The 14881-nt window shown below is 35.7% G+C and carries 10 protein-coding genes and 1 pseudogene; 7 read left to right on the forward strand and 4 right to left on the reverse strand.

What is annotated here, in order from left to right:
- Positions 1-220 precede the first annotated feature (220 nt).
- Positions 221-487 (forward strand): hypothetical protein, encoded by a 267-nt coding sequence (locus LB888_RS10405; RefSeq protein WP_318752867.1) that lies wholly within the window; start codon positions 221-223, stop codon positions 485-487.
- Here LB888_RS10405 and LB888_RS10410 read toward each other — a convergent pair.
- A complete protein-coding gene (locus tag LB888_RS10410; RefSeq protein WP_318752869.1) occupies positions 442-609 on the reverse strand; it encodes a hypothetical protein in 168 nt (55 codons plus the stop codon). The genes LB888_RS10405 and LB888_RS10410 overlap by 46 nt on opposite strands.
- Positions 610-682: 73 nt before the next feature.
- Positions 683-1843: an AraC family transcriptional regulator gene (locus LB888_RS10415; protein WP_318752870.1), complete on the reverse strand. Its 1161-nt coding sequence runs from the start codon at positions 1841-1843 to the stop codon at positions 683-685.
- Between the two features lie 290 nt (positions 1844-2133).
- On the opposite strand from LB888_RS10415, the pseudogene LB888_RS10420 reads away from it, so the two are divergent.
- The 5 genes and pseudogenes from LB888_RS10420 (at position 2134) to LB888_RS10440 (ending at position 9960) form a co-directional block, all read left to right on the forward strand.
- Positions 2134-5638 (forward strand): annotated as a pseudogene (locus LB888_RS10420) (pyruvate carboxylase).
- Between the two features lie 27 nt (positions 5639-5665).
- Positions 5666-6853, forward strand: coding sequence for a CapA family protein (locus LB888_RS10425; protein ID WP_318752871.1), 1188 nt, complete (start codon positions 5666-5668; stop codon positions 6851-6853).
- A gap of 262 nt (positions 6854-7115) precedes the next feature.
- Positions 7116-8969 carry a hypothetical protein gene (locus LB888_RS10430; RefSeq protein WP_318752872.1) on the forward strand — a complete coding sequence of 618 codons (1854 nt, stop codon included), beginning with the start codon at positions 7116-7118 and terminating at the stop codon, positions 8967-8969.
- A gap of 138 nt (positions 8970-9107) precedes the next feature.
- A complete protein-coding gene (gene traF, locus LB888_RS10435) occupies positions 9108-9467 on the forward strand; it encodes a conjugal transfer protein TraF (protein WP_318752873.1) in 360 nt (119 codons plus the stop codon).
- A 1-nt stretch (position 9468) separates the two neighbouring features.
- A complete protein-coding gene (locus LB888_RS10440; protein ID WP_318752874.1) occupies positions 9469-9960 on the forward strand; it encodes a hypothetical protein in 492 nt (163 codons plus the stop codon).
- A 279-nt stretch (positions 9961-10239) separates the two neighbouring features.
- On the opposite strand, the gene LB888_RS10445 is transcribed toward LB888_RS10440, so the two are convergent.
- A complete protein-coding gene (locus LB888_RS10445) occupies positions 10240-10365 on the reverse strand; it encodes a hypothetical protein (RefSeq protein ID WP_318752875.1) in 126 nt (41 codons plus the stop codon).
- Positions 10366-10944: 579 nt separating this feature from the next.
- On the opposite strand from LB888_RS10445, the gene adhE reads away from it, so the two are divergent.
- On the forward strand, positions 10945-13587 hold the full coding sequence (gene adhE / locus LB888_RS10450) for a bifunctional acetaldehyde-CoA/alcohol dehydrogenase (RefSeq protein WP_318752876.1): 2643 nt from the start codon (positions 10945-10947) through the stop codon (positions 13585-13587).
- A 638-nt stretch (positions 13588-14225) separates the two neighbouring features.
- Here adhE and plsY read toward each other — a convergent pair.
- Positions 14226-14837, reverse strand: a complete 612-nt coding sequence (plsY, locus tag LB888_RS10455) for a glycerol-3-phosphate 1-O-acyltransferase PlsY (protein WP_318752877.1) — start codon at positions 14835-14837, stop codon at positions 14226-14228.
- Positions 14838-14881 lie beyond the last annotated feature (44 nt).

Below are 14881 nucleotides of genomic sequence, written 5' to 3' on the forward strand. Positions count from 1 at the left end.
AAAAATTACTACTATAGAAAAATATTTTTTGTTATAAAAGGGAATGTTCGAAAAGACATCGCAATTAAATTATTTAAAAGCATTAAAAAGATCGCTTTCTACTATTAATAAGAGCCCGGTTATAGTCGTTATTTCTTTTAAGTAGTGATTACTTAAGAGACTAGGCATAAACTTGATAAATTTAGTTAAGATTATTGTACATTAATTAATTGCGCAGTGGTTGAGTGGCCTCAACCTACGTCTTAATGAGGTTAAAGATAAATTTGGTAAAATCAATCAGGTTATTGTAATTAAATTAAAAACGCAGTGGTTGAGTGGTCTCAATCTGCGTCTTAATGAGGTTAAAGATAAATTTGGTAAAATCAATCAGGTTATTGTTATTAAATTAAAAGCGCAGTGGTTGAGTGGTCTCAATCTGCGTCTTAATGACTTGCTTGAGACCTACTCAACTGTGCGGGGGTGGACAGACAAAGCGAAAATCATTTGATTTTCTACTTTTGGTCCACTCCCAACTGTGCGGGGGTGGACAGACAAAGCGAAAATCATTTGATTTTCTACTTTTGGTCCACTCCCAACTGTGCGGGGGTAGGCAGACGAAGCGAAAATCATTCAATTTTCTACTTCTGGTCTACTCCCAATGCACCTAAACTATTAAAAGATAAATTACGACTAGATAACGATATTACATGCGTTTTGAATAGCCCTTTGCATATTCCGATGGGCTCATATTAAAAGCTTTACTGAAGGCTCTTGAAAAATATTGAATCGAACCATAGCCTAATTCAGTAGCAATTTGTGTAATGGATAAATTGGACTCACGAATTAATTGACGACTTTTTTCTAAGCGTTGTTGGTTAATATAAATTTTTGGTGTCGTATGTTCATATTTATTAAACAACTGTTGCAAAGTAGAACGTGATAGGTTAAATTCATTGACGAGATCACTCACTTTTAAAGCTACGATATCGCTTTGATGGATATAAGCGATGATTTCATTGAATATATCACTTTCATATCGTTCACGCATAATAGTTGAACTTGATTCGTTGTCATTTTGATGCAATGACTGATGTAGACTAAAGACGAGATTATCCAATTGATTCCAAACTTTATCGGCACCTAATGGTAAACTCAAGTCCTGATGCAAGACATCATATAATGGAGCTAGATATTCTGTTGCATTGATTAAGTGCTTAATTAACGCTGAATCGATGCCTTCTGCAGTAAAGCGGATCGAATGTGTAAGTGTTCGTTTGTCAGCGTGATGAAATCTTATACTTGGTGTATCTGGTGGTAAAATCATTAAGTGACCTTTAGTTAAAGTATAAACCGTATGATTAATTTCAATGTTGAATTGTCCCGACTCTACGATAATGATTTCAAAGTGAGGTTGCTTAATAAATTTTTTGCGGTAGTCTTCTGAGTAAAGCGTACTAACAGTTGATACAATAGTTAACAAATTAAAGGATACAGGTATTGATGGGGCAGTAAAAATCTTATCTAATTTGATATAGGAAGGTTCTGCTTTGATTTGGGTTGATAGGTTAACAGTGGCAGTGGACGAAAGGCATAAGACATTGAACTCTATCCCTTTTCTTAAAGTGACTTCCGATTCAATTAGATAAGTTTGAAATTGATCTGTTCCGGCTGTTTTAATGACTAATAATGTTAAGCCCTTGATTGGAGTTATCTTAACCGGCACTTCAAAATGGAAGAGCGTTTGCGTATGATTGGCATTTAAGTTGATTTGACGATGATAGATATATTCCTTAGTTGATGAGGGATTCTTTGGATTTTCAAAAAAATAAGCGGTATGATCAAATTTTTGATTAGTATAATACATTCCAATGACCTCCATAAGTTTTTGTTAATACTATTATATACTAATAAAGATAAAATATCATCTTTATTTATCTAATTTTGATAATCATTTCTTTGATAAAGACAATTGAACGTATAAGTGGAATGTTTTAATATTTAAAGAAATAATTAAATTCAAAAAAAGATGAGAAATTTTCTCATAACATGCTATAATACACCTATACATTTCATAAGTCTTCGTGAGTGAAATGATGCTTACCAATTAACTTGGATGAATAGACAGAAGATGTAGACCAACGAGGAGGATTTATCATGAATAAAATAAAGAAAGTGCTAATCGCCAATCGTGGAGAGATTGCGATTCGCATTGGACGTGCATGTAAGGAGCTTGGCATTAACACCGTTAGTATTTACTCAAAGGAAGATATCGGTACCTTGCACCGTCAAAAAACGGATGAATCTTACTTAATTGGGGAGGATTTAGGTCCTATCGAAGCGTACTTAGATATTGAAGGAATTATTGCTTTAGCCAAGGAAAAATCAGTCGATGCGATACATCCTGGTTATGGATTTTTAAGTGAAAATGAAACTTTTGCTAGAAGATGTCAAGAAGAGGGAATTATTTTTATTGGACCCGAGTTAAGACATTTAGAAATGTTTGGTAATAAAACTCGTGCACGCGAAACAGCGATTAGTGCTGGACTGCCAGTTATTCCAGGAAGTGAGGGGATTATTCAATCTCTTGCAGAAGCTGAAGCTTTTGCGGCAATAACTGGTTACCCATTAATGATTAAAGCAGTCAGTGGTGGTGGCGGTAAGGGAATGCGTATCGTTCATTCAGCGAGTGAATTAGCTGAGAGTTATGAACGAGCAAAGTCTGAAGCTAAGTCATCTTTTGGTGATGATCGCTTATATATAGAAAAATATATTGCCAACCCTAAACATATCGAAGTGCAAATATTAGGGGATCAACATGGTAATGTCATTCATTTATATGAACGAGATTGTTCAATCCAAAGACGCCATCAAAAAGTAGTGGAAGTGGCTCCTTCGTTTGGCTTGCAACCAGAGATGCGTCAAAAATTAACCGATGCTTCCTTGAAATTAATGCAACATGTCGGTTATGTTAATGCGGGTACGGTAGAGTTTTTAGTTGCCGATGATGAATTTTACTTTATTGAAGTCAATCCGCGTGTGCAAGTTGAACATACTATTACTGAATTAGTAACAGGCGTTGATATAGTGAAAACACAAATTCAAATTGCCGATGGTGAAAGTTTATTTGGTGAGGAGATTGGTATTCCATCACAAGACCAACTAGTGACAAGAGGATATGCCATTCAATGTCGTATTACGACTGAAGACCCATTAAATGATTTTGCACCAGATTCTGGCACTATCGTCAGTTATCAATCGCCAGGCGGAACAGGGATTCGGCTAGATGCTGGTGATGCCTTTTCGGGATCTATGATTACACCTTATTATGATTCGCTTTTAGTCAAAATATCTTCATATGCCATCCATAAAAAAGGTGCGATTGTTAAAATGTCACGGGCGCTCGATGAAATTCAAATTGCGGGTGTTAAAACGAATGTTCGTTTCTTAGAAAATATTATTCATCATCCTGACTTTATGTTAGGAGACTATCATACTAACTTTATTGCTGAAAAAGTGGAGTTGTTTGACTTTGTTCCCCCACGAGAACGAGGAGTAAAACTACTTAAATATATTGCCAATGTGACTGTTAACGGTTTTCCAGGCATTGAAAAGATAGACAAACCCGATTTTACAAGACGTGAAATACCGACTGTTGAAGGCGTTCGCTCTAGTATTCACCCAGCTAGCTTCAATAAAGCGAGTCGTAACCGATTAAAAACAGCTCCATCAGCGATAAAGCAACCTACTTGGAAGCAAGTATTAGATGACAAGGGACCAAGCACAGTCTCTAAATTACTATTAGAAGAAAAATCAGCTTTATTAACCGACACCACTTTACGCGATGCTCATCAGTCCGTTTTAACTACTCGAATGAGAACAACAGATATGTTAAAAGTTGCACCGTATATTAATGCAACGATGAAAGATTATTTTTCACTTGAAATGTGGGGTGGTGCGACCTTTGATGTGGCGTATAATTTCTTAAAAGAAAGTCCATGGGAAAGATTAACACAATTACGTGAATTAATTCCTGATATTCCATTCCAAATGTTATTGAGAGCTGCTAATGCAGTCGGGTATCAAAATTATCCGGACAATGTCGTTCAACGCTTTATTACAGAAAGTGCGCATGCTGGCATTGATGTTTTTCGTATTTTTGACTCATTAAACTGGGTCAGAAGCCATGAAATTACCGATTGAAACAGCCTTAAAAACCGATAAATTTGTTGAAGGCACCTTATGTTATACCGGAGATATTTTAAATCCAGAGCGTTCTTCTTTATATACATTGGAATATTATGTTAATTTAGCACGCGAACTTGAAGCATTAGGCGTTCATGCGATTGCGATTAAAGATATGGCCGGACTATTAAAACCAGAGGCAGCTTATCAATTAGTTAAAGCTTTAAAAGAGGAAGTTTCTTTACCGATTCATTTGCATACGCATGATACCGCGGGTAATGGTGTTTTAACTTATTCACGAGCGATCGATGCTGGCGTCGATATTGTTGACACTGCCAACCCAGCTTTAAGTGGACAAAATTCGCAACCGAATGCTAATTCACTATACTATGCCCGTCAAGGGACCAACCGACAAATCAAGTTGAATGTCGAAGCTAATGATGTGTTAACTGATTATTGGAAAGTGACACGTCAATATTATCGTCCATTTGAGACCGATTTAACAACAGCTTGGACACCGGTTTATCAATATGAAATGCCTGGTGGACAATACTCCAATTTGAAGATGCAAGCTGAATCCCTAGGATTAGGAGACCGTTTTGATGAAGTCAGTGCAATGTATCGCCGAGTAAATTTATTATTTGGGGATATTATTAAAGTAACACCTTCTTCTAAAGTTGTAGGCGATATGGCTTTATTTATGGTACAAAATGATTTAGATGAAGCTTCAGTCATTGAAAAAGGGTCTAAATTAGACTTTCCAGCTTCAGTTGTTTCCTTCTTTAAAGGGGAAATCGGTCAACCGGCAGGCAAGATGAACGAAGACTTACAAAAGGTTGTATTAAAAGGAGAACCTGCTTTCACTCAAAGACCGGGTGAATTGATGACTGAATATAATTTTGATGAATTAAGACAGGACTTATCTAAACGACTCTATACACCAGTAGACGAACAATTATTATTAAGTGGTGCTTTGTATCCAAAAGTGACCCAAGAATTTCTTGATTTTGTTGAAAAATATGGTAAGGTAAGTGTGTTAGAGACACCAACTTTCTTCTATGGTATGAAACCCCATGAAACAATTTCAGTTGAGTTACAACCAGGAAAAACAATCAATATTGAATTGACTTCAATTGGTTCAGTTAAATCAAATGGCTTACGGACGGTTTACTTTAATTTAAATGGACTATCACAAAAAGTAGAAGTCCATGATTTATCGGCGAAAACGACAGAAGATATTAGACCATTGGCCGACCGTCAAAATGATAACCATATTGCGGCTCAAATGCCCGGAACCGTATTTGCTGTTAAAGTCAAAGAAGGCGACCGAGTTGAAGCAGGACAATTATTGATTATTACAGAAGCAATGAAGATGGAGACGTCGATTGTTGCGACTAAAGCGGGTGTGGTGAAGAAATTGTACATCCAAGAAAAAGATTCAATCAAAGCAGGGGAGTTACTGATTGAATTAGGCTAATAGTAATTAAAGAGAGAGAGTATATAGATGAAAAGATTAAGAAACATTTTGTTATTAAGTGCACTAACCTTATTAAATGTGGCTTGTCAAAGTCCAACTACTAATTCTCAAGCCAATGATGCGCAAACGACTACGGTAAGTGCCCAAGATGCTATGACTACCGTAAGTACTGAAGAAAAGGATGAAGCAAAAGCTGATGCTGAAGGGGAGACTACAACTAAAGAAGGACGTTCGGTGACCATTCGTTCAATCGGTGATATATTAATTCATGACTGGGTTTACGACAATGCAGCGACTGCTGATGGCTATGACTTCACTCCAATGTTTGAACCAATAAAAAAATATTTAGAAAATGCGGACATCACGACGGCTAATTTAGAAGTGATTGCTGCTGGTGATACTTACCAAATATCTACTTATCCAGCCTTTAATGCCCCTTCGGAAATTATCGATGCATTAAAAACGGTTGGGGTGGATATTGTCAATAATGCAACCAACCACTCAATGGATTTAGGAGCCGAAGGAGCTTATGCTTCAATTGAAGCTTTGAAAGAACGTGATATGCCTTATGTTGGTAGCTATGAAAGTTGGGATGATTATAATAATATGCGCGTTTTAGACGCGAATGGTGTTAAAGTAGGCTTCCTTTCTTATAGTTATGGCGCAAATGGGAATTATATCCCTGAAGATCAAGCCTATTTATTGAGTTTAATTGATACGGATTTAATGCCATTAGAAGTCGAAGCTTTAAATAAGATTTCGGATATTTCTGTGGTGATGATTCACAATGGTGAAGAATATGATGCATTACCATCAGTCTACCAAGCCAATGTCAATAATGTTGTGCGAAATGCTGGGGCGAATTTTATTTTAGGTGGTCATCCTCATTTGCCACAACCGTTTATTGTTTATAACAAACATCAAGCCGCGATGTTTTCTCATGGTAACTTCTTATCCGGTCAAGTCGAACAAGAAAACAAGGTAGGGGGTATTGCAGAGTACACCTTTACTGAAGTGGATGGCGAATTTGAAATTAGTAAAATACGTTTTATGCCGACATATTGTATCGGTGCTCAATTCGAAGATTATTATGTAGTCCCATTGGCTGATTGGGAACAATATGGTATTTACAATGGTGATGGTTTGTTTGCTGATTTAGAAGAGCGAATGACTTATTACTCAAACTTAGTTGAAGTGGTCGATTATTTAGACTAAATATAGAGTAGGTGACCTTCCCCAAAGGCTGAATATAGTTCTCTAGAAAAGTCCCATGATTATTTTAGATGCTGTTTTAAGGATTATTGACTAATAATATAAGAATTTTACCCTCTAGATTTATTTTATACTTAACGCTAGTAGGTAGGGTGGACCAACGAAGTGAAAATTATTTGATTTTCTACTTCTAGTCCACTCTTTTTTTATATGTTCAAAAGTATGTGGCATCATTTTTACGTACCTATTCTTAGGAGGGTGTACAATGAAAAAATGTCATTACATTATATTGATAGTATTTTTAATCATGATGATAGTATCGAACGCTGTTGCAGCACAAGCTGTTGAGTTAGCTGAACCTTACCAATTAATTACCCAGTGGGAAGGAGACGTCATTAATCAAGAAAATTGTCAAATTTTAATCCAAAACCAGTTTAATCAAAGTGACAATATGAGTGAACTTAATCAGTTGATAACGGATTATCAAACAACTTTATCAGAATTAGAAATCGAATTTAATCGATTGACAAGTGAAATTGAATCTCTAGAAAACAATGAAAACTATTCGATTACACAAGCAACCAACACCTTAAATGAAGTCATCGAAGGAACTTATTTAATGCTACAGACAACCGAACCCGAATTTAATAATCTTACGGAAGCGGAACAATTAAGTTTGGTGGAAATGGATCAAAACGTCATTGATTGGCAACATTATTTGGAGGGGATTATCCAACAACAAAATGAAGTGATTGCATCCCGCTCAATGGTCGAAACGCAGTATCATGAGACCTTATATTTATTAGAGGTCGCACAAAATCAACTAGCAGAAAATCAAATTGCTGATCAACAATTGAATCAATGTCTTCTATATGCTTATTCTGTTCCTAAATTAAATGCGGAAAGCTTTTTAATGGATCACCAAATGAGTAGTTTAACCGAATATTTAGCTACTTTGGATTTCTATCTATCACAATTAGTACCTTATCCTTATTATCAACTACGCTTTGAAGATATTTATCAACAATTTACTCAAATTTTGACATTAGAGGAGATTACTCAAATACTTAATTTAAAAGGGAATATTCAGTTAGACGATGATTTAAAGAACGCCTATCAATATCGGGAAGAGTTGAGCCTTAATGATGTGGTGCGTTTGGTCAGTATAGCACAAAATGATGTTTATCAAAGGCAAACCAGTGAAGACTATCTGATGAGATATCAAGAATTATTATTAATTAAGGAAGCACAATTTATTTATTTTAGTCAAATTAACGCCAATGCATGGCAATTAATCAAAGATAATTTAGCAAACTTTTTAAATAGTCAAGGCTATGTGAGTGATGATGCGATTGCTTTAGTACGTCAATTGAATCAGAAATATCAAGTAAAATTGGTTACATTCAATGAAGCGACTCAAACTTGGCAGCCGGTTGAAGCATTAAGTACCTGCTATTTAGCAGAATACTATCACCGTGACATTGATTGGCATATGCTTAGCGAAGAAGAAACGACCAACACAATTGAAATTGAAGAAACTAATGCCAATACGGATGTTTCTAATATTGAAGATACAAAAGAAGATGAAGCTCCCCATCATGTAGTGGACAGTTCATCATACCAAGAGTCTCATTCATTACCTAAGCCATTATCGGGTTCAAGATATTCTGCTAATCGTAGCACGAATACCCAACAGGTACCATCGACCACCAAATCAAGTAATAATACTGATACGCTGGACAATATTAAAGCAAAGTTAGCAACCAATCAAAAGACTAACGACAACAAGCAACCAAATAATAAAAGCAATACGTCAACAGAGCAATCGAATAATCTATCGTCCCAGAAAAAGACACAGTCAAATAAAAATCCATCGAGAAAAAAGAATAGTAATAATCAATCAAGTGAAACAGAAGCCAGTAAGACTAATGGTCAGCAAGAGTCAACATCAAAATCAAATAAGAATCAAACTGTCCAATTACCTACAACTGGAGAACAACAAAGAGTCATGACCTGGGCATTAATTCTGTTAATGTTAGGTGCTATTTTAATCTTAATTTCAACTATATATAAACGCAAGCAACGCCAAAAATTGGATGAGATTGATTTAGATGCTTAAATACTGATAGCACAAACCAAACTAACCCTTATATTTTTAGTAAAGCAAAATATATTGTCCTACTTATAAACAGTTTTCATTACGTGAAATTCCCTTATAACTATGTTACAATTTATTCATATTATGGAGGTAGATAAAATGAATGAAATCGAAACTTACTTAGAGCAAATTAAAACATTTGAGGAAATTTCACCAGTCAAAGGGATTGAATTATTAGAACAAGAGGGGACAATTATTTATATTGGAAGAAAAACTTGTCCATACTGCCGTCGCTTTGTAAATAAATTAAGTAAAGTAGCACACGCGCGTCAATATAAAATTTATTTAATTGATTCTGAAAGTGAAAAATATGATTTTGAAGATATTCAATCATTCCGCGAACAGTTTAACATTCCGACTGTACCTGGATTTTTAGTTAAACAAGCTTCAGATGTCGCAGTTCGTTGTGACAGTTCAATGACTGAAGAAGAAATCGTTCAAATGATAGAAGAGAAGTAAAATGAAAAAGCTTCTCTTACTTTTAATCTTGAGCACATTCATTATTGGATGTGATAAGAAAGAAGAAGTGGAAACGGATCACCCTACGAGTGAAGCGACTATTGAGATGACTACGCAAACTCTTGAGGAAACCGTAGCGGAAACATCATCAACTTTAGAGGCGACGACTGGAGAAATAATAACAGCTGAAGCAACTGAAGAAGCAACAACTGTAGTAGATAGTTCACCACTGTCAGATGGTATTTATACTTCAACGGAAATTATTAATTGGAGTAACCCCGTTAAGCCAGCAGAAAAAGGGTTAAAACGAATTATCAAAATACTGCAAGATAAAAAAGAATATTATGATGCGATTGAATATTTATTTTATGTCGAAAATATCAGTCATAACCCGGAAGAGTATCATGTGCGTGTGATTCAAAATTTTTCAGATCAGCAAGTAGAAGTAGGTGAATTTATCTTACATGGTGAAGATGTGGAAACTCACAATTAACAAATGAGATAAACAATCAGTAGTCATGAAATTAAAATCAATTGGGGCTGGGCATAAACTTCATAAATTTAGTTAAGATTATTGTGCGTTAGTTAATAGCGCAGTGGTTGAGTGGTCTCAATCTGCGTCTTAATGAGGTTAAAGATAAATTTGGTAAACTTAATCAAGTTATTGTTATTAAATTAAAAGCGCAGTGGTTGAGTGGCCTCGAACTGCGTCTTTCGACTTGTTTGAGGCCTACTCAACTGTGCGGGGGTGAACAGACGAAGCGAAAATCATTTAATTTTCTACTTCTGGTCCACTCCCAACTGTGCGGGGGTGAACAGACGAAGCGAAAATCCTTCGATTTTCTACTTCTGGTCCACTCCCAACTGTGCGGGGGTGAACAGACGAAGCGAAAATCATTTAATTTTCTACTTCTGGTCCACTCCCAACTGTGCGGGGGTGAACAAACGAAGCGAAAATCATTTAATGTTCTACTTCTGGTCCACTCCCAACTTTGCGGGGGTAGCCCAACTAAGCGAAAATTGTTCAATTTTCTACTTCTTGCCCACTCCCTTGAAATGGAGAAACATAAAAATAAATTCAAATCTAAAAGACATCATAAGTAGCCACTCTTTTGTTATAAAAATAGACATTATAATAAGCCTGAACCGAAAGTGTTATTTTGGTTCAGGCTTTTTTAGATAAACACTTCACAATCTGATTGTGATTTAGAACACAATCATTATTTATTTAAAGGGAATTAGATAAGAAAAACATTGTGAAAGCATCTTATAAGATTATCATGAATCGCTTCACAATAACGAAAAAACGCCGATATTTTTGATAGCGTTTTCATTATTTTGTTATCATCATCGGATTCTATCGAAAAAAATTTATTAAAAAATATGTGATTTTTTGCACAAAAGGCTTGACATAACATTGTGAAAAATGTAATATGTACTTGTAAAGAAGAAACACCTATTGAGGAGGATTTAAAAAATGGCAGAAGTTGTAGAAAAAAACAAACAGCAAATTGCTGAAGAGCATGTCGATGAATTAGTAAAAAAAGCGGTGGTGGCATTAGAAGAATTCCGTCTTTTAGATCAAGAGCAAGTGGATTATATTGTTGCAAAAGCATCAGTTGCAGCATTAGATCAACACGGTGTTTTAGCAAAACACGCTTATGATGAAACCGGACGTGGTGTCTTTGAAGATAAAGCAACTAAAAACTTATTTGCTTGCGAACACGTTGTTAATAATATGCGTCATACTAAAACAGTTGGCATTATCTCAGAAGATGATGTTACAGGATTAACTTTAGTTGCTGAACCAGTAGGAGTTGTTTGTGGTATTACACCTACAACTAACCCAACTTCAACTGCAATCTTTAAATCATTAATCTCATTAAAAACGCGTAACCCAATTGTTTTTGCGTTCCACCCTGCAGCTCAAGAATCATCTGCTCATGCAGCGAAAATCGTTTACGAAGCAGCAGTAGCAGCCGGAGCTCCTGAAAATTGTATTCAATGGATTACTTTACCTTCAATGGAAGCAACCTCTGCATTAATGAATCATCCAGACGTTGCTACTATCTTAGCAACAGGTGGTAACGCAATGGTTAAAGCCGCTTACTCTTGTGGTAAACCAGCATTAGGGGTAGGTGCAGGGAACGTACCAGCTTATGTTGAAAAATCAGCTAATGTTAAACAAGCAGCTTATGATATCGTGATGAGTAAATCATTTGATAATGGAATGGTTTGTGCTTCTGAACAAGCAGCCATTATTGATAAAGAAATTTACGATGAATTCTGTGACGAAATGAAGTCATATCACACTTACTTCGTTAATAAAGCTGAAAAAGCTAAATTAGAAGAATTCTGTTTTGGAGCAAAAGCAAATAGTAAAAATTGTGCAGATGCAAAATTAAATGCTGATATCGTTGGTAAACCTGCTACTTGGATTGCAGAACAAGCTGGCTTTACTGTACCAGAAGGAACAAATATTTTAGCAGCAGAAGTTTCAGAAGTAGGACCGAATGAACCATTAACACGTGAAAAATTATCACCAGTGATTGCTATTCTAAAATCAGAAGATCAAGCAGATGGATTGAAGAAAGCTTGTCAAATGGTTGAGTTCAATGGTTTAGGACACTCAGCTGCTATCCATACTAATGATGAAGATTTAGTAAAAGAATTTGGACGTCAAGTTAAAGCAATTCGTGTTATTTGGAACTCACCTTCAACTTTTGGTGGTATTGGGGACGTTTATAATGCCTTCATTCCTTCCTTAACTTTAGGATGTGGTTCTTACGGTGCCAACTCAGTTGGTGATAACGTTAGCGCAATCAATTTACTTAATATCAAAAAAGTGGGGAGACGTAGAAATAATATGCAATGGTTTAAAGTTCCTTCAAAAATCTATTTCGAACGTGATTCAATCCAATATTTACAAAAAATGCGTGATGTTGAAAAAGTATTTATTGTAACTGATGAAATGATGGTTAAATTAGGATTTTTACATAAGATTATCGAACAATTACATTTACGTCGTAATAAAGTGGTTTATCAAGTATTCTCTAACGTAGAACCAGATCCAGATATTTCAACTGTTCGTCGTGGTGCTGATCAAATGAAGAGCTTTGAACCTGATACAATTATTGCTTTAGGTGGGGGTTCTGTAATGGATGCTGCTAAAGTAATGTGGATGTTCTATGAGCAACCAGAAATCGACTTCCGTGACTTAGTACAAAAATTCATGGATATTCGTAAACGTGCTTTCAAATTCCCTGAATTGGGTGAAAAAGCAAAATATGTTGGTATTCCAACGACCTCTGGTACAGGATCGGAAGTGACACCGTTTGCGGTTATTTCAGACAAGAAAAATAATATGAAGTACCCGTTAGCAGACTACTCATTAACACCAACTATTGCAATTATTGACCCTGCATTAGTAATGACAGTGCCAGATTTTGTAACAGCAGATACCGGTATGGACGTGTTAACGCATGCGATTGAAGCTTATACGTCATTAATGGCAAACGATTATACCGATGGTTTAGCATTACAAGCGATTAAGATTGTATTTGAATATTTAGAACGTTCTGTTAAAGAAGCAGACTTTGAATCTCGTGAGAAAATGCATAATGCTTCAACAATGGCGGGTATGGCATTTGCGAATGCATTCTTAGGAATTTCTCACTCAATGGCTCATAAGATTGGTGGATTCTTCCATACTGTCCATGGCCGTACCAATGCGATTCTATTACCATATGTTATTCGTTACAATGGTACACGCCCTGCAAAACAAGGTAACTGGCCAAAATATAACTACTATAAAGCAGATGTTCGTTACCAAGATATTGCACGTTTATTAGGACTTAAAGCTGATACACCAGAAGAAGCAGTTGCTAGCTTAGCTCAAGCGGTTTATGACTTAGGTGAACGTTGTGGTATCGAAATGAGTATTAAAGCACAAGGTGTTGACGAAAAAGAATACATGGCACGTGCAGAAGAAATTGCTTATCTTGCTTATGAAGATCAATGTACACCGGTTAACCCACGTTTAGCATTAGTAAGTGATATGAAAGAAATTATTGAAGATGCTTACTATGGATACAAAGAACGTCCAGGTCGTATAAAATAATTTAGGTAATTTAAAATAATAAGAGCTTTGTGCTGATGCAGAGCACAAAGAACTCTTATTAACACGAAGCACAAAATAATTCGCTTCCTCTTCGTGTTAACTTCAATTGTGGACTAGTTTTTATGGGAGATAATGTCTAGTCATTTCTTATCGGAATAGCCAATCGGCTATTCCGTTGTTTTTGTAAAGAATACAGGCCAAGTGTAACATCACTTGGCCTGTTATTAATAAGATTCTACAAATTTTGTGTGGCCCCACCAGAAGAGAGTATTTCTGGTGGGCATCCACTAAATATTTAGTAGAGAAAATGGAATGGGTAAGAAGTGGAAAATGATCTATTGTTTTCTTGGCAATCTTTATTATTAAACACTCGAGTTTTAAGTATGTGTAAAAATAGATTCACAAAAAAGAAACAGAGTTCTACCAAACATCTTTTTTGAAAACAAGACAGCTGTCATGTTGTTGAATCTCTCACTTGAGAATAAGTACAAGCTTGATAGAGAAACATACCAGAGATATTTACCAAACTTTCCTTAGAGAATCATCATTAGACATTGCTTTCTAAACTATACTTAAAAAACAAGCAAGCCCCCGATAGAAAGGATAGCTAGTATATTATGACTCATTGATATTAGGTGTTATTTGCTATTATTTTTTGGTTTTCTAAGACCGAAATTAATACGACTTTCATCACCTTTCATCAAACGTACCACATTAGAACGATGGCGATAAATCATAAAGGCGGCAATTGCGACAAAGCCAAGACCAAAAATTAACGGTTGGGTAAATAAAACATATAAGGCGGCTAATGAAAAACTGGTTAAGGCGGCTAAACTAATGGTACTTGTTAAATAGATTAATATAAATAACACTAATACAAAGCTTAGACCAATGAAAAAATTATAACCCGCTAGTACGGCAAAAGAAGTTGCGACCACTTTTCCACCACGAAAATTGGCAAAAATAGGATAAGCATGACCTAAAATAGCGGCTATACCGGCTCCCATTATTACCCAATTGGTATGAGGATAAAAGTAATGTGCCAGTAACATCGCTACCAGCCCTTTTAGAACATCGATGACTGAGACAAAAACAGCAGCTTTAAATCCAAAATTACGTCCAATATTGGTGGCGCCACTATTACCACTACCTAATTCTCGCACATCAATTTGGTGTTTCATTTTTGAATACCAAACACCGGTTGGAATTGATCCTAATAAATAACAAATAAATAAAAATATAAATTGCATAATAAACCTCCATCTTTGGATATACGCTATTATTTTACATTAAA

It is taken from the genome of Globicatella sp. PHS-GS-PNBC-21-1553 (assembly GCF_033564055.1).
Lineage (GTDB): Bacteria > Bacillota > Bacilli > Lactobacillales > Aerococcaceae > Globicatella > Globicatella sulfidifaciens.

Coding starts and splice junctions, on each gene's coding strand:
- LB888_RS10410 (WP_318752869.1), bottom strand. CDS start 609: ATGATTTTCGCTTCGTCTGCCTACCCCCGCACAGTTGGGAGTGGACCA.
- LB888_RS10415 (WP_318752870.1), bottom strand. CDS start 1,843: ATGTATTATACTAATCAAAAATTTGATCATACCGCTTATTTTTTTGAA.
- LB888_RS10425 (WP_318752871.1), top strand. CDS start 5,666: ATGAAAAGATTAAGAAACATTTTGTTATTAAGTGCACTAACCTTATTA.
- LB888_RS10430 (WP_318752872.1), top strand. CDS start 7,116: ATGAAAAAATGTCATTACATTATATTGATAGTATTTTTAATCATGATG.
- traF (WP_318752873.1), top strand. CDS start 9,108: ATGAATGAAATCGAAACTTACTTAGAGCAAATTAAAACATTTGAGGAA.
- LB888_RS10440 (WP_318752874.1), top strand. CDS start 9,469: ATGAAAAAGCTTCTCTTACTTTTAATCTTGAGCACATTCATTATTGGA.
- LB888_RS10445 (WP_318752875.1), bottom strand. CDS start 10,365: ATGATTTTCGCTTCGTCTGTTCACCCCCGCACAGTTGGGAGTGGACCA.
- adhE (WP_318752876.1), top strand. CDS start 10,945: ATGGCAGAAGTTGTAGAAAAAAACAAACAGCAAATTGCTGAAGAGCAT.
- plsY (WP_318752877.1), bottom strand. CDS start 14,837: ATGCAATTTATATTTTTATTTATTTGTTATTTATTAGGATCAATTCCA.